This window comes from Azonexus sp. (assembly GCF_030824335.1).
Classification (GTDB): Bacteria; Pseudomonadota; Gammaproteobacteria; order Burkholderiales; family Rhodocyclaceae; genus Azonexus.
On sequence record NZ_JAVBXX010000005.1, the window covers coordinates 117,115 to 134,584 of the forward strand.

17 protein-coding genes are annotated in these 17,470 nt (G+C 60.5%); 11 read left to right on the forward strand and 6 right to left on the reverse strand.

The genetic code is table 11. The features are described 5' to 3' along the window. Positions 1-42: 42 nt before the first annotated feature. The gene (locus RCI20_RS02220; protein ID WP_306602877.1) at positions 43-954 is read left to right on the forward strand and encodes a bifunctional GNAT family N-acetyltransferase/nucleoside diphosphate kinase regulator; all 912 of its coding nucleotides are present in this window, start codon (positions 43-45) and stop codon (positions 952-954) included. 68 nt (positions 955-1,022) lie between these two features. Here RCI20_RS02220 and RCI20_RS02225 read toward each other — a convergent pair whose 3' ends face one another. Beyond that, positions 1,023-2,057 carry an adenosine deaminase gene (locus RCI20_RS02225; protein WP_306602879.1) on the reverse strand — a complete coding sequence of 345 codons (1,035 nt, stop codon included), beginning with the start codon at positions 2,055-2,057 and terminating at the stop codon, positions 1,023-1,025. 152 nt (positions 2,058-2,209) lie between these two features. Between RCI20_RS02225 and RCI20_RS02230 the strand changes: the two genes are divergently transcribed. The 3 genes from RCI20_RS02230 to guaD all read left to right on the forward strand — a co-directional run bounded on the left by RCI20_RS02230 (position 2,210) and on the right by guaD (position 8,191). After that, positions 2,210-2,755 carry a glutathione peroxidase gene (locus tag RCI20_RS02230; RefSeq protein ID WP_306602880.1) on the forward strand — a complete coding sequence of 182 codons (546 nt, stop codon included), beginning with the start codon at positions 2,210-2,212 and terminating at the stop codon, positions 2,753-2,755. A gap of 271 nt (positions 2,756-3,026) precedes the next feature. Continuing rightward, positions 3,027-6,683, forward strand: coding sequence for a hypothetical protein (locus RCI20_RS02235; RefSeq protein WP_306602882.1), 3,657 nt, complete (start codon positions 3,027-3,029; stop codon positions 6,681-6,683). A gap of 164 nt (positions 6,684-6,847) precedes the next feature. Next, positions 6,848-8,191: a guanine deaminase gene (gene guaD / locus RCI20_RS02240; protein ID WP_306602883.1), complete on the forward strand. Its 1,344-nt coding sequence runs from the start codon at positions 6,848-6,850 to the stop codon at positions 8,189-8,191. Between the two features lie 24 nt (positions 8,192-8,215). Here guaD and RCI20_RS02245 read toward each other — a convergent pair whose 3' ends face one another. Together RCI20_RS02245 and RCI20_RS02250 are read right to left on the reverse strand one after the other, a co-directional pair. Then, positions 8,216-9,139, reverse strand: coding sequence for an alpha/beta hydrolase (locus RCI20_RS02245; protein WP_306602884.1), 924 nt, complete (start codon positions 9,137-9,139; stop codon positions 8,216-8,218). Between the two features lie 27 nt (positions 9,140-9,166). Further along, on the reverse strand, positions 9,167-9,700 hold the full coding sequence (locus tag RCI20_RS02250; RefSeq protein ID WP_306602885.1) for a hypothetical protein: 534 nt from the start codon (positions 9,698-9,700) through the stop codon (positions 9,167-9,169). A gap of 228 nt (positions 9,701-9,928) precedes the next feature. Between RCI20_RS02250 and RCI20_RS02255 the strand changes: the two genes are divergently transcribed. From RCI20_RS02255 to RCI20_RS02280, 6 genes are all read left to right on the forward strand, one after another. After that, positions 9,929-10,648 (forward strand): response regulator, encoded by a 720-nt coding sequence (locus RCI20_RS02255; protein WP_306602886.1) that lies wholly within the window; start codon positions 9,929-9,931, stop codon positions 10,646-10,648. Next, on the forward strand, positions 10,645-11,976 hold the full coding sequence (locus RCI20_RS02260; RefSeq protein ID WP_306602887.1) for an ATP-binding protein: 1,332 nt from the start codon (positions 10,645-10,647) through the stop codon (positions 11,974-11,976). The genes RCI20_RS02255 and RCI20_RS02260 overlap by 4 nt, the downstream gene beginning before the upstream one ends. A 94-nt stretch (positions 11,977-12,070) precedes the next feature. After that, positions 12,071-12,850, forward strand: a complete 780-nt coding sequence (gene scpB, locus RCI20_RS02265) for a methylmalonyl-CoA decarboxylase (RefSeq protein ID WP_306602888.1) — start codon at positions 12,071-12,073, stop codon at positions 12,848-12,850. Between the two features lie 18 nt (positions 12,851-12,868). After that, complete coding sequence (locus RCI20_RS02270) at positions 12,869-13,330, forward strand: nucleoside deaminase (RefSeq protein WP_306602889.1); 462 nt, start codon at positions 12,869-12,871, stop codon at positions 13,328-13,330. Between the two features lie 105 nt (positions 13,331-13,435). Then, complete coding sequence (locus RCI20_RS02275) at positions 13,436-14,008, forward strand: HupE/UreJ family protein (RefSeq protein WP_306602890.1); 573 nt, start codon at positions 13,436-13,438, stop codon at positions 14,006-14,008. Positions 14,009-14,136: 128 nt separating this feature from the next. Beyond that, positions 14,137-15,135, forward strand: coding sequence for a sensor domain-containing diguanylate cyclase (locus RCI20_RS02280; RefSeq protein WP_306602892.1), 999 nt, complete (start codon positions 14,137-14,139; stop codon positions 15,133-15,135). 39 nt (positions 15,136-15,174) lie between these two features. Here RCI20_RS02280 and RCI20_RS02285 read toward each other — a convergent pair whose 3' ends face one another. The 3 genes from RCI20_RS02285 to RCI20_RS02295 are packed head-to-tail and all read right to left on the reverse strand — an operon-like array spanning position 15,175 to position 16,979. Continuing rightward, positions 15,175-15,576, reverse strand: coding sequence for a hypothetical protein (locus RCI20_RS02285; protein ID WP_306602893.1), 402 nt, complete (start codon positions 15,574-15,576; stop codon positions 15,175-15,177). Positions 15,577-15,579: 3 nt separating this feature from the next. After that, complete coding sequence (locus RCI20_RS02290; RefSeq protein ID WP_306602895.1) at positions 15,580-15,945, reverse strand: YajD family HNH nuclease; 366 nt, start codon at positions 15,943-15,945, stop codon at positions 15,580-15,582. 23 nt (positions 15,946-15,968) lie between these two features. Continuing rightward, entirely contained in the window at positions 15,969-16,979 is a 1,011-nt protein-coding gene (locus tag RCI20_RS02295) for an MBL fold metallo-hydrolase (RefSeq protein WP_306602897.1), read from the reverse strand. Between the two features lie 50 nt (positions 16,980-17,029). Here RCI20_RS02295 and RCI20_RS02300 point away from each other — a divergent pair, with 50 nt between their 5' ends. Beyond that, positions 17,030-17,269: a hypothetical protein gene (locus RCI20_RS02300; protein ID WP_306602899.1), complete on the forward strand. Its 240-nt coding sequence runs from the start codon at positions 17,030-17,032 to the stop codon at positions 17,267-17,269. Positions 17,270-17,470 lie beyond the last annotated feature (201 nt).

A 17,470-nucleotide genomic window follows, 5' to 3' on the forward strand; every position in this document is an offset into this window, starting at 1 on the left:
CGCGGCTTTTCTGTTCCCATACGCTTGTAAAACGAGGTCAAGATGAACACGCCTTTCATTTCCCTGTGCCCCGAGATCACTCGGGCAAACGCGCTGACGCTGATCGACTGGTTGGAGGATGAGGAGATCACCCGCTACCTGAGCGATTCGCGCCACGTTTCCCGCTCGATCGAGCAGGTTATCAGTCGGGTCCAGTTACCGATCCTGACCCATCTGTTCAACCAAGGCGGCCGGTTCTTCATGGCTCATGACCAGTACGACGTGCCGGTGGGCTTCGTGCGCCTCGTCAAGGCGGGCCCGAACTGCGAAATGGTCCTGATCATCGGCGACCGCGACAACTGGGGCCGCAAGCTCGGCGCCAGCGCCATCCGCGAAGGCATGAAGCTCGCCTTCTTCGAGATGCGGGCCGAGAAGCTAATCGCCAAAATCCATCCAGACAACGTGCGATCGCTGAGCGCTTTCCTGCATAGCGGATTCTTGCTGGAGAGCGAAACGCCAGCGACGAAGTCTCTGGTCATGAACTCGGCGCGCTATCTCCGGCTCTTGCGCGAACGCCCGGCGGTTCACGCCGCCGACATCTACATCACCGAAATCGACAAGGCACGGTTGAGAAATCTGGTCGACCTCGAACTGGGCGCGGATATTTTCGAACTGGAGCACGAGATCGAGCGCGCCATCGTCGTCGATCCAAGAGAGGTGGCGGAGGATGTCGTCACGATGAACTCCAGGACCTTGCTGCAGGTGGACGACGAGGAAGTGGAGGTTGCACTGGTTTACCCGGAGGATGCAGACGACCGCAGCGGGAAACTATCGGTTAGCTCCGGCATCGGCACCGCCATCCTGGGCTACAAGGAGGGCGATGCCTTCAACTGGCGAATGCCGAACAAAACCTGCCATATCCGGATCGGGAAAGTGCTTTATCAGCCGGAAGCCGCAGGCGATTTCCACCTATAGCGCTACCCGCTGCGGAACCGCCACAGATAACACTTCTCCGACACAACCGCCCCCATTTCCCGTAAATATCACCCGTCGACCGCAAAAAACGCCTCCAGCCGCTCGATCCACGCCAGCTTCTGCGCCTCATCGACAAAACTCGCTGCAAAACTATTCCGGGCAATACGTTGCCAGGTGGCGGTGTCGAAGTGGAAGGCGGCCTGGACGGCGCGGATGTTGTCGTTCAGATAGCCGCCGAAATAGGCCGGATCGTCGCTGTTGACCGTAACTTTCACCCCCGCGGCAAGCAGGCTGGCGAGCGTGTGCTGTTCCATCGTCGGGAAAACGCACAGGCGGATATTGGACAGCGGGCAGACAGTCAGCGGAATGCCTTCGCGGACCAGACGGGCGACGACAGCCGGGTCTTCGACAGCGCGCACGCCGTGGTCGATGCGCTGCGCGCCGAGCAGGTCGAGCGCTTCGCTGATGTATTCCGGCGGCCCTTCCTCGCCGGCGTGGGCGACGACCGGCTTGCCGAGTTCGCGACAGCGGGCGAAGACGCGGGCGAACTTGCTGGGCGGAAAACCTTTTTCCGATGAATCGAGGCCGAAGCCGTGGATGCGGTCGAGCCAGGGTTCGGCCTCGGCCAGCGTGGCGAAGGCGTCTGCCTCGCTGAGGTGGCGCAGGAAGCAGAGGATCAGCCGGCCGCTGATGCCCCAGCGTTCGCAGCCGAGGCGCAGGCCTTCTTCCAGGCCATCGAGCACAGTGACGTAGGAAATGCCGCGGGCGGTGTGCGTCTGCGGGTCGAAGAAGATTTCGGCGTGGATGACGTTGTCGGCCGCGGCGCGTTCCAGGTAGGCCAGCATCAGGTCGCGGAAATCGTCGGCGGTGCGCAGCACGTCGGCACAGGCGTAATAGAGGTCGAGGAAGGATTGCAGGCTGTCGAAATCGTAGGCCGCGGCAAGCGCGGCCTCGTCAGCATAGGGCAGCGTGATGCCGTTGCGGCGGGCGAGTGCGAAAGCCAGGTCCGGCTCCAGCGTGCCTTCGATATGCACGTGCAGTTCAGCCTTGGGCATGCGGCAGGCCAGTTCGAGGGCGACATCCTTGTCTTGTGTGGTGTTCATCGGCAAACTCTCCGGAAAATGTGCGGGCTTCGTCCGATTCTACGAAAACCCGTTGCGACAAGGACATATAGTAGCCATCTGCAGCGCAGATATTGATCCGCTGGAACTCTGCCAAGCAAATCGGTCAAACGAGATTTAACCAAGGAGACCCCATGAGCACTTCCCTCTACGACATTCCCCTGAAAGCCATCGACGGCGCACCGACCAGCCTGCGCGAGCATGCCGGCGACGTCCTGCTGATCGTCAATGTCGCATCCAAATGTGGCCTGACGCCGCAGTACGCCGGGCTGGAAAAGCTGCACGAAACCTACAGCGAACGCGGTTTTGCCGTGCTTGGCTTTCCCGCCAACGATTTCGCCGGTCAGGAACCGGGCAGCGATGCCGAGATTCAGGAGTTCTGCACGCTGACCTATGGCGTCCGCTTCCCGCTCTACAGCAAGATCGCCGTCACCGGCGCCGACAAGCACCCGCTCTACGCCCAGTTGATCGCCGCCCAGCCGCAGACCGAAGACCGCGCCGGCATGGAAACCGCGCTACGCGGCTACAAGATCGAGCCGACCTCGGCACCGGAAGTGCTGTGGAATTTCGAAAAATTCCTCGTCGACCGCAACGGCCAGGTCATCCGCCGCTTCGCCCCGGACACCCTGCCCGATGCCGGCAAGGTGGTCGAGGCCATTGAGGCAGCGCTAAGCCACTAAGAACAGCCGCCTCAATCCGACGCTAAGCATAGGGCAAGACGGCAGTTGCTTCAGCGAAATCTTTGAGGCACCACATCTATCAAAATGACAAACAGGTCATCCGGCATAAGCAATTCGTGAATTGCTTATGCCTTTTTCGCACCTAGAAATATTGGCTTATTGCATTGTTGCTTTCTAACAAATTGGTTAAAGTTTTCTGCATATTTGGAAGATGCAATCTGCCGTTTTCCAAGCCATATCCACAGCAAGACAACTCAAAGGAAGGCAACTAATGACAACGGAAAGCCACAGCCAGATTCTTCAGGAAATGTTCATCCTGGCCACGGGTACTGCCGCCCCAAAAGAAGGGATGAATTCCCTGAAAACTCTGCTTGGTGCCGATGGGAACCGGGCTCAACTGGACCAGCTTATCGATTCCGTTGTCAACACGGCTGCCAATCAAATCGGCGTCGGCGGTGTGATCAGAACCATTGCCAAAAATGGTTTGGGTCTTACATTTACCGACGAGCAGGGCGTTCAGATTGCTCAAACCCTCCAAGCCAACGGCTATACATCCTGGTCCAAGTTGTTCAACGGATTGGTCGATCTTCAGGAGGGCGTCGGCAACACTCTGACAAATCGCGCTACTGCCGCCAACAGTTTTCTGGAAAGTCTGGAAACAGCTGGCAAAGCAAGTTATTTCACCGGCAGTGTGGTCAATGACTCTGTTTCGGCATTGCTGCAGAATATCGGTGAAAGCACGGTCAGCCTGAACAATGGCAAGGATGGTTTCGACGCACTGCTAAGCAAACTCGGGGCTAACGGTGTCACCGGTTCTGCGATAGATGGCTACGTCAGTGGTGCAACCGTATTTGCCGATGCGAACGGCAATGGCGTTCAGGATAGCGGGGAGTGGTCATCGACCACGGATGCCAACGGCAATTACGTACTTCCCCAGAATGGCGCAAACGGGACAATCATTGCGCATGGCGGGGTCGACATCATGACCGGCAAACCCTTTCTGGGCGTATTGAGCGCACCAGCCGGCAGCACCGTCGTTTCCCCCCTGACCACCATGCTGCAAACGCTACTGGCCACCAACCAGGCAAGCTCAATCGATCAAGCCACGACAATGCTCCAGAACGCCCTCGGCCTGCCTGCCACGGTCAACGTTCTGACCTATGACCCACTCACTGTCCTGGCCAACAGTTCGGCGACAATTGTCGCCAAGGAAATGGCGCTGGCCGTGCAGGCCAAAGCGCTGCAATTGGCCAATGTCATGACCCAGGTCTCTTCCGCCATTGATGCGGCGAGCAGCACAGTCGACCAGCAAAAGGCAGCGCTTGCCGTGAATAAGGCACTTGCCGAGGCAATCAAGCAAACAGCACCCAACAGCCAGATTGATCTGACGAGCAACACGCTACTGACCGGCATTATCAAAGCAGCCGCCGGCACTACAGGCACCACCTCGATCGACCAGTTGGCCAACCAACTCGCCCAGATTACGGGAGCAAACAATGCCGCCGCCGGTACAGCAACGAATATCGTCGACCTGGCCAAAGTCGCGGTCATTGCTCAAGGCAGTGCAACCCAGGCAATTATCTCCGGCGCAACAAGCGGCAACCTGACAAATGCCGCCAGCAGCTATTCGGGCAGTGCCCTGACGGATGCCATAGCGCAAGCCGTACCGGGCAATCTGACCCAGTTGATCTCCCTGGTCCCGCAGCATTCATTTACGGTAAGCAACAACGCAGGGGTCGTCACCTTTGGTGGCACAGCCACTGGCGACATCACCTTCACAATCAACGGCAGCATCGCCACCTTCTCTCGTGAAGGTGTAACCGCCACGACAACAGTCGACTTTTACAGCAACTTTTCCAAGTTTTCCCTCGGTGCCGGTCAGGTATTGGCTGGAACAGCTTTGCAGTTATCCGGCAAGACCGTGGATGGCACGGGTCAAGTCCGCATGACGGCAATGACCGATGCCGTGAATTCGGCGACGGGGGTTGCCGATACTTTTGTATTTGGCGCCACGGATACCGGTGCGCGACTGACCAATTTCAACGGCACTGCCGACAAACTGGACCTGAAAGCCCTCGGCAATGGAAATGGCAACGGGGTCGATCTCCCCTATAACCGCAGCCCGCTGCACACCGGCGATTACGTCTGGTTTGGCAATCCAATTGCCGATTCAACCAGCGAAGAGGTTGTCAGAAGCAGCCTGGCTACACGCGGGCAATGGGGCACCGGATGGCCCAACAGCTTTTTTGGCGGTCCAAGTTATACCGATGACTCGCATACCGGCGGCGTTTATGTCTTTTTTTACGACACGAATGGCAAAGCTTCAATCTGGTTGTGGACAGCAAACAATGCCGGCAATGGCCTGACGGGAGATACCCTCCAGCGGGTTGTAACCGTCGATAGCACCAGCCTCCCGGTACTCCTCAAATCAGCCCCGATTCTCCAGGTAGCCGTTAAAGCGGGAGACGATCCCTATATTGCAGGCACAGAGGTAACGACAGCCACCGCCCTGACAGTAAACCTCCTGAGCAGCAGCACCGTCAATACGGTTGTAGTCAGTGGAACGAAGCTGGCAGACAACACCCCGCTCGAGGTCACGACGATCCTTCGCAACGGCAAGTATGAATTTGATGCAACCCTGTTCAAGGATGGTTTGCTGACGGTAATCGTGACGGACACTTCCGGCCAAACCCACAGTTCGCATCTGGAACTCGATCGCACAGTACCTCAAGCGGTCGATACCACAGCCCCGGATGCTGTCGATCTGTCCGCAACGGCCGGCGTGCAGGCCACGGCAAGCACAGCAATGATGTTTTCAGATGCCTACACCGGCAAGTCAATCGCCTCGGCAATCCAGGCACCAGCAGCAACCGATATTGCCAGCATCAAGCTGGTCATCGCCGGGGCCGGACTGGATGTCGCCGTAGACAAGCTGTATCTCGATGCCAACCAGGCTTTGAACGCCAATTTTACGGGCAGCAACAAGACCATCAACAGCATCAGCGGCATAAACTACACCTACGATGCAGCCAGCAAGACATTGCTGCTGACCAAAAACGATGGTTTGGCATTTGCCGCCGCGGACATTGACAACATCATCTCGGGCATCCTGTACAAACCGCAACACAGCAACGTGCAAGGCGACCGCACGATCACGATAAGCTACACCGACCTGACCGGCAATATCGGTGCCAGCGCCACTGCGACAGTGACCTACGACACCACGGCACCCAGCATCTCCGCATTCAGTGTAAATAGTGCCACTACCGTCTCGGTGACCAGCAACGAAGCCGGTGTTGCCGGTCTTTACAATGGCGCTGCACTCGTTGGCGCAACCGTTACCCTGACAGCGAATACGCCGGCCAACATCACGATTGCCGCCCAAGGCAGTGCAATCACTACATCCCTCGTGGTGACCGATGTTGCTGGGAACACCACCACACACGCAATTCCTGTTTTGTTGGGAACCAACGCGGATGATGGCGCACTCAGCGGATCGGGTGGAAACGACTTCATCTTTGGTTTTGGCGGGGCGGACGTACTCACCGGCGATTCAGGTGTTGATGACATGACCGGAGGTCTGGGTGACGACAAGTTCGTTTTTGCAACTACCGACATTGACACCGCAGCAGGAGCAGTAACCGACATCATCCGCGACTTTGGTACAGGCACCGACACCATCGGCGGTTCATTCGGCGCAGCTGTCGGCATTATCCAGGAAGCCGGCGCCACTGCCGCCAGTTTGGCAGCACTGCTGAGTGCTGCTGACACGGCGCTGAACGGCACCATCAAATACTACGTTGGCCAAGTGACTGGTGGCGATATCTATCTGGTGACAGACAGTAACGGCAACGGCTACACCGAAGTCATCCAGTTGGTTGGACAGTCTCTGGCATCCTTTGACGGCGCTGTTTCCATCGTTGCCTGATCTCCCTGCAAAAGTCCCGCCCTCGACGGAAATTGCGGGTAATAACCGATACCCCCGGCTAACGCTAAGGCCGGGGGTTTCGCTTCTCCAGTGAAACCCGCTCAACCCATCCAGATAGCTGTGCTAATTTGAAATATCGCGCCAACGACACTCGCCGAGGTTTCATGAATGCGCCGCAAACGCCCCGCCAGCAACTCATCCTCGGCCAGGTTCTGCATTTTCTTGCCGACCCTGGCGAGGATGATTCGGCCAACAGCTACGAATATTTCCCCGACGGCGCACTGTGGATTACTGACGGCCGCGTCGCCGGCATCGGGCGGCGTACCGAGGTCGAAGCCAACATCGCGCCGGCCGTGCGTGCGGCGGCCGAAGTTTTTGATTATTCGGGCAAGCTGATCCTGCCCGGCCTGGTCGACACCCACTGCCACTACCCGCAATCGGCGATCATCGCCTCCTTCAGCCGGCAACTGCTCGACTGGCTCAACGACTACACCTTTCCGGCCGAAACCGCCTTTGCCGATCCGGCGGTAGCCGCCCGCACTGCCAACTGGTTCCTCGACCGCCTGCTGGCCCACGGGACAACGACCGCGGCGGTATTTTCGACGGTACATGCCACCTCGGTCGATGCCTTCATGGCCGGCGCGGAAAAACGCCGTTTACGCATGTTGACCGGAAAAATCATGATGGACCGCCACGCCCCGCCGGCACTGTGCGATACCGTCGCCGCTGCCGAGCGTGACTCTCTGGCCCTGATCGAGCGCTGGCACGGCAAGGGCCGCCTGCGCTACTGCGTCACCCCGCGCTTTGCCCCGACCTCGACCCCGGCCCAACTGACGCTGGCCGGCGAGCTTTACCACAGCCGCCCCGACCTGCACGTGCAATCCCACCTGGCCGAAAGCCTCGACGAGATTGCCTGGGTCCGCTCGCTCTTCCCGGCAGCACGCGACTACCTCGACGTCTACGACTGCCACGGCCTGCTCGGCCCGCGCAGCATCTACGGCCACTGCATTCACCTGTCGCCCGCCGAAACCGCACGCCTGGCCGAAACCGGTAGCGCCGCCGCCTTCTGCCCTACCTCCAACCTTTTCCTCGGCAACGGCTTCTTCGACCACGCCGCCGCCATTGCAGCCGGCATCCGCGTCGGCCTCGCCACCGATGTCGGCTGCGGCACCTCGTTCAGCCTGATCCGTACGCTGAATGAAGCCTACAAGGTGTCGCAGGCCAAGCACCGACCGCTACCGCCACTACGCGCCTGGTTCCTGGCCACGCTGGGCGGCGCCCAGGCACTCTACCTGGATGAATTCATCGGCAATTTCGCCCTGGGCAAGGAAGCCGATTTCATCGCCCTTGATCCACGTTCCACCCCGGAACTCGAATTTCGCCTGGAGAAAACCGACGATCTCGCCCAAATCCTGTTTGCGCTGATGATCCTCGGTGACGAACGCTGCGTCGCGGCGACGCATGTGATGGGCAAACCAGCATTCCAACGGCGAACAACAGCCGTTTGATGCAGAATCTGCTCTGGCTTTTGCTCAACGCAACAAACGCGCAGACTCCCGATCCAGACCGGCGATGAATTTTTCAACCGCTGCCGTATAGGCCCCCGGCACGCCAAGCTGGCTATTGATCTCGCCATGCGAGAGATTCTCTTTGAGCACTTCCGCACGCACCCCCAACTGGCTCGCCTTTTCGACAAAGCGTGTGGCCTGCAAACAAGATTCATCGCGCCGGCTGGAGCAGACGGCGAGCAGCGGCGCCGCACCGGCCGCCAGGTTCAGCGTCGGCGACATGCTGCGCCAATAGGCCGGATCAGTCCCGAACGGTTTGTCGTAGAGGCGGTAGTGCTTCTGGCTCATGATCTCAACGATATTCATCGCCGCACTATCCAGCGCCACCGTGCCGAGCACCGGCTGCAGGTCGGGCGCGTAGGCCGGATGCGGCGTGGCGGCGAGCAGCGCGACGAGATGCGCCCCGGCCGAATGGCCCATCAGGATGAAACGCCGCGCATCGCCGCCCCATTCGCCTGCCTTGCGCTGTGCCGTCGCCACGGCCAGGGCCACGTCGCGCAACTGCACGTCGGGTGCCGCGGCCGGCAGCATGCGGTAATTGGCCGAGATGAAGATGAAACCGCGACTGACCCAGCGCGCCACCTTGGCATCGACAACGCGGCCCATCGCCTTGTCGCCGACCGCCCAGGCACCGCCATGCACCATGAAGATCACCGGCGCATTCTGCGCATTCGGCGGCAGATAGACGTCGAAAGCCTGCGCCGGATCGCTGCCATAGGCGATGTTCTCGAGGCGCTCGACACCGGCCGGCAGGGTGGAACCAGCCGCGCTGCTGCCTTGTGCCGCCCGCCGTTCACGCAGGCGATCGAGCAACGGACCGGCCAGGCTGGCTTCGCTCAGGCCGAGCAACAGGGCCAGGCCGATGGCGCACAGGTGCAGTCGTTTCATCGCGTTTTCTCCTCTATCGCGGCTGCGTCAGCGGGCGCAGGGAATGCTGTTGCCGGCGGCGTCGCTGCAGGTCCCGGTATGACTGACGCCCTCGCCCTTGGTATAGGTGGTGCTGCCCTGATACGTGTTGCCGTTGGCGCCCGTCGCACTGGTTGTCCGCTCGCCGCTGACGGCACCGTCGGCCGTGCGGCTGACATTGCCCTGGCTGTTCACCGAACCTTTTTCGCCACTCGCTGCGAAGCCGCCCTGACGGCTGGCCGAACCGTCGGCATTATGCGTCACCTGGGCGGCACGCGCGCCGCTCGCCCCGTTCGGGCCGCGAAAGGCGCCGCCGCTGGTCGAGGTCACATTGCCCTGGCCGTCGCCCTGGGTGCGCCGGCCGCGCAGGAAGCCGCCGCCATTCGGCCCGGCCCCGCCGGCCAGGCGACCGGCAGTGGCACCACCATCGGCATTGGGCCGGATGAAACGTTCGCGCTCGCGGGCACTGGCCGCGCTCGGCATGGCGGCGCTCAGACAGAGGGCGACGATGGGCAGCAATTTGAAAAAATGACGGGCATGCATGGCAGTCTCCTGGCAGATTGAAGATGAAGAAAACACCGTTGGCGGTGCATGTGGCCAGTCTAGACAAGGCGCCCACCGGTCGACGCCGGCAATTGTCAGATTTTGTTAGGAAGCCGGCGGTTTGTAATGCCTTGTAATAAGTTTTTGCCCGGCCAGCCGGCCTGCCGCTCGCCGCGGCGTCCGGCTCCGGGCAAAATACGCCATCGCCAGCCTTTTCCTGCCTATTTGATGAGTTCACCGCCCCGCATCCTGGTCCTCGACGACGAAGCCGAGTTGCGCGCCCTGCTCGAACGCTACCTGGGCAGCCAGGGTTTTGCCGTGCGCCAGGTCGCCAACGCCGCCCAGCTCGACAAGCTGCTGGCGCGCGAGCCCTACGACGCGCTGGTCCTCGACCTGATGCTGCCCGGCGAGGACGGTCTGGCGATCTGCCGCCGTCTGCGCGCTGCCGGCGAAAACCTGCCCATCCTGATGTTGACCGCGCGCGGCGATGCGGTCGACCGCATCATCGGCCTCGAAACCGGCGCCGACGACTACCTGGCCAAGCCTTTCGAGCCGCGCGAACTGGCGGCCCGCCTCAAGGCCCTGCTACGGCGCCAGCAACTGGCGCGCGCCAGCGCCACGCTGACCGGCGCCGGCACAATTGCTTTCGGCCCCTATCGCCTGCATCTGGAAAGCTGCCGGCTGAGCCGCGACGGCGAGACGGTCGAACTAAGCAGCGGCGAATTTGCCCTGCTCCGCGTGTTGACCGCCCAGCCGGGCCGGCCGCTCAGCCGCGAACGCCTGCTCGCGCTGGCTTTCGGCCGCGACCACGGCAACAGCGAGCGCAGCGTGGATGTCCAGATCCTGCGCCTGCGCCGCCTGCTCGAAGCCGACCCGGCGACGCCACGCTACATCCGCACCGTCTGGGGCGCCGGCTACGTCTTCGTCGGCGACGAGGAAACGCCGTGAGCGCCCGCCACTGGCTGCCGCGCAGCCTCTACGGGCGCAACCTGCTGCTCATCGTCGGCCTCATCCTGTGCGCCGAAATCGGCGCCGCGCTCGCCTTCCATCTGCTGATCCAGATGCCGCGCATCGAGCGCCTGGGCGAACTGAGCGAAAAGTACCTCGGCGTGCTGTCGACCGCCATCGCCCACATGCCGCCGGGCGAGCGCGAGCGCTTCAGCCAGCAGTTGCAGCAACCGGACGGCACGGTATTGATCAGCCGCCAGGCGCCGACCAATCTCGTCCGGCCAAATGCCCTGCTTACCCGCCTGGCACTCGAACGACTGCAACGTCGCCTCGGCGAACGGGTGCAGCTTGTCTGGTCGGAACAGCCGCGGCCGCGCCTGTGGATCGCCAGCCAGATTGGTGACGAAACCTGGTGGCTGGGCCTCGATGCCGGCGCGCTCGGCGGTGCCCGGCTGGCCCTGGCATTCGGCATCCTGCTGGCGACGACGCTGCTCGCCGCGCTCGGTGCCGGCCTCATCCAGCGCAACATCCACCGCCCGCTGAAAACCCTGGAACAGGCCGCCGCCGGCCTGGCCGACGGCCAGTTCCCGGTCGTGCACCTGGCCGATGCGCCGAGCGAGATCGCCCACCTTGCCGCCGCTTTCGACAGCATGGCCCGCCAGCTCGAAGCCGGCGAGCGCGAACGCGGCATCATGCTGGCCGGCATTTCGCACGACCTGCGCACGCCGCTCGCCAAGCTGCGCCTCGCCGTCGAGATCCTGCACGCCAGCGGCGAAGAGGAATTGCTGCAGGGCATGGTGCGCAACATCGCCGCTGCCGACCAGATCATCGACCAGTTCATCGACTTCGCCCGCCTCGACAACGCGGAAACGCCCACCGTATGCGACGCGGAAGAATTGCTGCGCGACATCGTCGCCAGCTTCGCCTCGCCCCGCCTCGTCATCGCGCCGGTTGCCGCCGACCTGCCGCTGCTGCCCTGCCGCCCGGTGGCGCTGCGCCGCGCCATCGCCAACCTGCTCGGCAACGCGCTCAAGTACAGCGCCAACGCAGTCACGCTCCGCCTGGAATGCCGCGGCGAAAACCTGCACTTTTTCGTTGTCGACCGCGGGCCGGGCATTCCGGAAGCCGAGCAGGCCCGCCTGCGCCAGCCCTTCACCCGCCTCGCCTCGGCGCGCGGCGGCCCGGCCGGCGCCGGCCTCGGCCTGGCCATCATCGAGCGCATCATGCGCCTGCATGCTGGCCGTCTCGAATTACGCAACCTGCCGAAAGGCGGCCTTGAAGCCGAACTGATCCTGCCCGGCCTCGATCCCGACAAAGACCCGAACTAAGCGTCATTGCCCAGTCGTAATCTTTGTCAACAATGGCATTCGCCGCACCCCCTCTCGGGCACAATACAGCGGAAAATTTCATACGGAAAACTTCATGTCCCTGATTCTTGCCGAGATCAGCGATGGCATCGGCACCATCACGCTGAATTACCAGATCAAACGCAACGCGCTGTCCGAACAACTGGTCAAGGAAATCGCCGCGACTTTCGAGAACTTCAAGGCTGCCAGTGTGCGCGTCGCCATTCTGCGCGCTCAACCGGGCGCAAAGGTCTGGTCTTCCGGGCACAACGTGGCCGAGCTGCCGCTTGGCGGTCTCGATCCCCTGGGCTGGCAAGACCCGTTGCGCATGTTGATCCGCGACGTGGAAGCCTTCCCGGCCCCGGTCATCGCGCTGATCGAAGGGGGCGTCTGGGGCGGTGCCTGCGAACTGGTTTTCGCCTGCGACATGATTATTGCCACGCCCGAAGCCACTTTCGCCGCCACGCCAGCCAAGCTCGGCGTGCCCTACAACGCGACCGGTTTGCTGACTTTCCTCAATGCCGCACCACCGCATATCGCCAAGGAACTGCTATTCACCGGACGCCCGATGACGGCGGCCCGACTGGAGCGCCAGGGAATCATCAACCATGTCATCCCGAGCGACGAGATCCACCAGTTTACGCGTGAAATCGCCCAGGCCATTGCCCACAACTCGCCACTGGCCATTGGCGTGATGAAAGAGCAGTTGCGCATTCTGGCTGCCGCCCATGCGTTGTCGCCGGCCGATTTCGAGCGCATCCAGGGCCTGCGCCGGGTGGTTTACAACAGCCGCGATTACGCTGAGGGGATCAATTCCTTCAAGGAAAAAAGACCGCCGGTTTATCTCGGCGAATAAACAGACAAGGAGCAATTCATGGACAAATTCATGCAGGCCGCCATCGACGAGGCACGCCGTGGCCTGGCCGAAGGCGGCATTCCAATCGGTTCGGTGATCGTACACAACGGGCAAATCATCGGCCGTGGCCACAACCGCCGCGTGCAAAGCGGCAGCGCCATCCTGCACGGCGAGATGGATGCCTTCGAGAATGCCGGCCGCCAGCCGGCCTCGGTGTATCACGAGGCGATTCTGTACACCACGCTGTCGCCCTGCGCCATGTGCAGCGGCGCGATGCTGCTCTACGGCATCCGCCGCGTCATCGTCGGCGAGAACCTGACTTTCATGGGCGAAGAAGCATTGCTGCGCGCGCGCGGCGTAGCCATCGAAGTGCTACAGGACGAAACCTGCATTGGCTTGATGCGCGATTTCATTGCCGCACACCCGACATTGTGGAATGAGGATATTGGGGTGGATTCTGCGGTAGACCGCAAAAATTGATGCTTTTTCTGCCGCACCACGCTGCTGGCCGGCGTATTGTTGTGTATTCCCGTCATCAAACCGCTGCCGCATAATCCATAGATTGTTTACGCCAAGGAGTTGATCATGAACAAACATGCTTCGCATCTCGTCGTTGCCGGCTTGCTCAGCCTGCCGTTCGCTGTCATGGCCCACACCGGCCATCACGGACAAGGCTTTGCCGACGGGTTTGCCCATCCTTTCCTTGGTATCGATCACCTGGCCGCCATGTTGATGGTCGGCATCTGGAGCGTTCTGAACACTCGCCGGGTCTGGATCGCACCGCTGACTTTTATCCTGCTGCTGACGCTGGGTGCGCTGGCCGGCCAGCAGGGTTTCTCGATTCCCCAACTCGAGCCGCTGGTTGCGGCGTCAGTCATCATTCTGGGCGTCATGCTGATGCTGCCCTTCAAACCCGGTGCGACGACATCGCTGGCCGTCATCGGCGCTTTCGCTTTCTGCCACGGGTTGGCGCACGGCAGCGAATTGACTGCCGGCAGCAGCATACTTTCCGGCATGATCCTGGGTTCTGCACTGTTGCACGGCATCGGCATGTTGATCGCGCAACGTGTTCTGCGGCACCGCACCGGCTGGACCTTGCGGCTGGGCCAAGCCGTCGCTCTGCTGGGTAGCGGCTTGCTGTTCAGCGCGCTGATTTAAGATATTGCGGCGCACAAATACCACAAAAGTAATATTGGTATTGTGCGAAGCAAGCACTTACATTAAATTCCCGTGGCCCGGTTGATCCGTGGTGATCAACCCAAAATCCGCCTGGAAAACACCACGCCATGCCATCGCACGAACAATTATTACAAGTTATCCGGATTCAAGCTGAAATCGCCAAGCTCGGTCTGGATTTGGGCGGGGTCATGCAGTACATCGTCGAACAAACGCTGCCGCTGATTGATGCCGATGGCGCAGTGATCGAATTGGCTGAAGATGGCGACATGGTTTATCGGGCGGCCGCCGGAATTGCCGAAAAGCAACTGGGCTTGAGGCTGAAACTTGATGCCAGTCTGTCCGGACTGAGCGTCATCAGCGGCGAAACCCTGGTCTGCAATGATTCGGATAGCGATCCACGGGTCGATCGAGTGGCCTGCCAGAAGGTTGGCTTGCGCTCGATGATTGTCATCCCGCTCAAGCATCACGGCATCACCGTTGGCGTACTGAAGGCAATGTCGGCGCAAGCCAACAAGTTTTCAGAACAGGAGATGCGACTTCTCGCCATGTTGTCGGAAGTGGTAGCGGCATCGATGTACTTCTCGGTGAAATACGACATCGACGACCTTTTCCTGAAAGCGACGCACGATGGCATGACCGGCTTGGCCAATCGCGCCCTGTTCATGGATCGCTTGCGCAATACGCTGACCCACACGGACCGTTCTCAGTCTTGCGCCGGCATATTGATGGTCGACATGGATGGTTTGAAACAGATCAATGACACTTTTGGTCATCGGGTTGGCGATGCGGTGATTGTCGAGTTCTCAAATCGCATCAAAACCACGGCGCGGGCGACGGATACGGTAGCCAGACTGGGCGGCGACGAGTTCGGCATCATTTTGACCCCGATTGAAAACTGGGATGGCATTGCTTCGGCAATTCAGCGCATCGACGCCGACATCAATCGGGAATTCATCTTTGAAAACAAAGAATTTCGACTGAATGCCAGTATTGGCGCAGCACTGGTTCCGGGCGACGGGATAGAGCCCGAGAAGGTACTGGAAGTGGCCGACCAGCGAATGTATGCGGAAAAACAATCGCGCAAGACATTGACGCGGACTGCTTGATCTGCGACCTACCCTCAGTCAGTTGGTGAAAGACTCTGGCTAGCCCCTGCCTGGACTATCCGTCGGCAGGCCTTCGGCAGCATCGTCGAGTAAACGCTCACATTCCAGCATCAGTGACTGAGCCAGTTCCGAATGGTAGTTGGGATCGAGCGATTCCATCATTTCGTGGGCCGTGAACAAGCCGGCCTCACGCGACAAGGTGCGCGTGATCTGGCTGGCCATCGCTTCGCTCAGCGCCGACAGGTGCCGCCGCTCGTCGAGCGGTAGCGTGCGTTGCGAACGGGATAGCCAGTCAGCGGCCAGCGCCGCCCCCTGGGCTTCGGTCAACGGCTTGTTGTGCTCGTAAAACACAGACAAGCGCTCGGCGGTCAGCGCGAAGACCAGGGCGACCCGGGTGCCGCGGTCGGAAAATACTGGCGCTGCCGTTTTCAGCCGCGACATCCCTTACTGGTCGGTCTTCAACAAGGATTTCAGATTGGCAAAGGGGGAATGCGTTGCCGTGCTGACATTGTTGCGACTATCGGTATAACCGCGATCCGCCTCGATCTGCTTCTGATGTTCGTTGTCGTGGCAGTACAGACAGAGCAGTTCCCAATTGCTGCCATCGTTGGGATTGTTGTCGTGATTGTGATCGCGATGGTGCACCGTCAGCTCGCGCAGGTTGCTGTGCGTGAACTCACGGGCACAGCGACCGCAAATCCACGGATACAGCTTCAGCGCCCGTTCCCGGTAACCTTTTTCCCGCTCGTCGCTGGCCTTGCGGGCATCGGCGACCACTTTATCCAGACGGCTATGATTGATCGTGCTCATGATTATCGATTTGGTTGAAACAGTTAAAACGCCGCGGCTTCGGCTTCCAGGTAGGCCAGGCTGACATACTTTCCGATATTGCTCTCAAAACCCTTGGTGTCCTTCGCCCGACTGGTGATGCGTGCATCCTTGAGCACCAGCGCCTTGGCGGCGTCCATCGGCTGACCGGCTTCAACGGCCTTGATGCAACTTTCGTAGATACCCTCGAACATACCGCGATTCCAGGCCAGAACGCCAGCACCTGGTTCGCCGTGGCCGGGCAGCCAGATCGTCGATGCGGCGTTTTTTTCCAGCAATTCATAGGCTTTCAGGCTGCCAGCGTAAGAACCGTCGTCCATGTTGGCAATGCGCCGATCCATCGCCACATCGCCGATGCAGGTCAGCTTGTCGCCGACCACTTCAACGCAGATGTCGTACGGCGTATGCGCCTTGCCGTAATGATGCAGGCGCAGCGTCACATCGCCGAATTTCAGCTCCTGACCGTGGTCGACCGCAATATTCGGCGCCACGATGCGCGTACCGACCGTTGCCTGATTGGTCCACTGTTCCATCAGCGTGCGCCACATATTGCCCTGCATACCGGCGATTTCCTTGATCGTGCCGGCATGGGCATGGATCGGCAGGTCGCCGTAGGCTTCAACAAAAGCCTGATTACCGAGGAAATGATCGCCGTGATAATGCGTGTTGATGATCGCGATTACCGGCTTGTTCAGGGTCTTCTTGATTTGCCTGATGGCCATTTCGCCGATTTGCACCGAGGCGCCGGTATCCACCGCGACCAGGCCTTTCGGCGTGTCGATGAAAGTCAGATTGCACATCATCCCCTGATTTTCCGGGGTCGGAAAACCATCGGGTGAGTAGATCATCCAGACATGTTTCGACAGCTGGCGCAGCGGGTGATCTTTGATCGCCGGACCACGCACGAAGTTGTCCACTTCGCTGGCCAGCGCGCTGACCGCCTGCCAGGGTGCGATTTCAGCCAAACCCACGGCAGATACAGCGGCCACGGAACGAAGAAAATGGCGGCGATTCATTAGCGTCTCCTGAATTATTAAAATAGGTATCTATCTTCGCCCCGAACGGGATGCTCGTCTACACTCTCGCCATGCGTCGCTATCCCATATCCTTCATCGTCCTGACCGCGCTTGGCATCATTTGCGCCATTCCCGGGACCATCAGCATCGCCGGTTTCGGCAGCAATCTGCATCCGGTACTCGACGACCCGATGGCCGGACTGGCCTTCATCGTTTCGGCCATTGCGCTGATCGGCTCCGGCGCCTTCCCGCTGGTCATTGCCAAACTGAAAGACGCCGACCCCAAGTAAAAAGCCAGCCACACAGGCTGGCTTTTCGGGCAACAAGGCCGAACGCTGCGCTCAGGCCGTCGTCTCGACCGACCCACTTTCCGGAATCTGCGTCAGCATGGCGATCTCCTCGACCGACAGCACGCGGCCGACGTCGAGGATGATCACGAACTTGCCATTCACCTTGCCCATGCCGGATATGAAGTCCGTCCGGATTTTGGC

What these genes read in the sequence shown, in the direction of transcription:
- RCI20_RS02220 (WP_306602877.1), top strand. Translation starts at nt 43, where the DNA reads ATGAACACGCCTTTCATTTCCCTGTGCCCCGAGATCACTCGGGCAAAC.
- RCI20_RS02225 (WP_306602879.1), bottom strand. Translation starts at nt 2,057, where the DNA reads ATGAACACCACACAAGACAAGGATGTCGCCCTCGAACTGGCCTGCCGC.
- RCI20_RS02230 (WP_306602880.1), top strand. Translation starts at nt 2,210, where the DNA reads ATGAGCACTTCCCTCTACGACATTCCCCTGAAAGCCATCGACGGCGCA.
- RCI20_RS02235 (WP_306602882.1), top strand. Translation starts at nt 3,027, where the DNA reads ATGACAACGGAAAGCCACAGCCAGATTCTTCAGGAAATGTTCATCCTG.
- guaD (WP_306602883.1), top strand. Translation starts at nt 6,848, where the DNA reads ATGAATGCGCCGCAAACGCCCCGCCAGCAACTCATCCTCGGCCAGGTT.
- RCI20_RS02245 (WP_306602884.1), bottom strand. Translation starts at nt 9,139, where the DNA reads ATGAAACGACTGCACCTGTGCGCCATCGGCCTGGCCCTGTTGCTCGGC.
- RCI20_RS02250 (WP_306602885.1), bottom strand. Translation starts at nt 9,700, where the DNA reads ATGCATGCCCGTCATTTTTTCAAATTGCTGCCCATCGTCGCCCTCTGT.
- RCI20_RS02255 (WP_306602886.1), top strand. Translation starts at nt 9,929, where the DNA reads ATGAGTTCACCGCCCCGCATCCTGGTCCTCGACGACGAAGCCGAGTTG.
- scpB (WP_306602888.1), top strand. Translation starts at nt 12,071, where the DNA reads ATGTCCCTGATTCTTGCCGAGATCAGCGATGGCATCGGCACCATCACG.
- RCI20_RS02270 (WP_306602889.1), top strand. Translation starts at nt 12,869, where the DNA reads ATGGACAAATTCATGCAGGCCGCCATCGACGAGGCACGCCGTGGCCTG.
- RCI20_RS02275 (WP_306602890.1), top strand. Translation starts at nt 13,436, where the DNA reads ATGAACAAACATGCTTCGCATCTCGTCGTTGCCGGCTTGCTCAGCCTG.
- RCI20_RS02280 (WP_306602892.1), top strand. Translation starts at nt 14,137, where the DNA reads ATGCCATCGCACGAACAATTATTACAAGTTATCCGGATTCAAGCTGAA.
- RCI20_RS02285 (WP_306602893.1), bottom strand. Translation starts at nt 15,576, where the DNA reads ATGTCGCGGCTGAAAACGGCAGCGCCAGTATTTTCCGACCGCGGCACC.
- RCI20_RS02290 (WP_306602895.1), bottom strand. Translation starts at nt 15,945, where the DNA reads ATGAGCACGATCAATCATAGCCGTCTGGATAAAGTGGTCGCCGATGCC.
- RCI20_RS02295 (WP_306602897.1), bottom strand. Translation starts at nt 16,979, where the DNA reads ATGAATCGCCGCCATTTTCTTCGTTCCGTGGCCGCTGTATCTGCCGTG.
- RCI20_RS02300 (WP_306602899.1), top strand. Translation starts at nt 17,030, where the DNA reads ATGCTCGTCTACACTCTCGCCATGCGTCGCTATCCCATATCCTTCATC.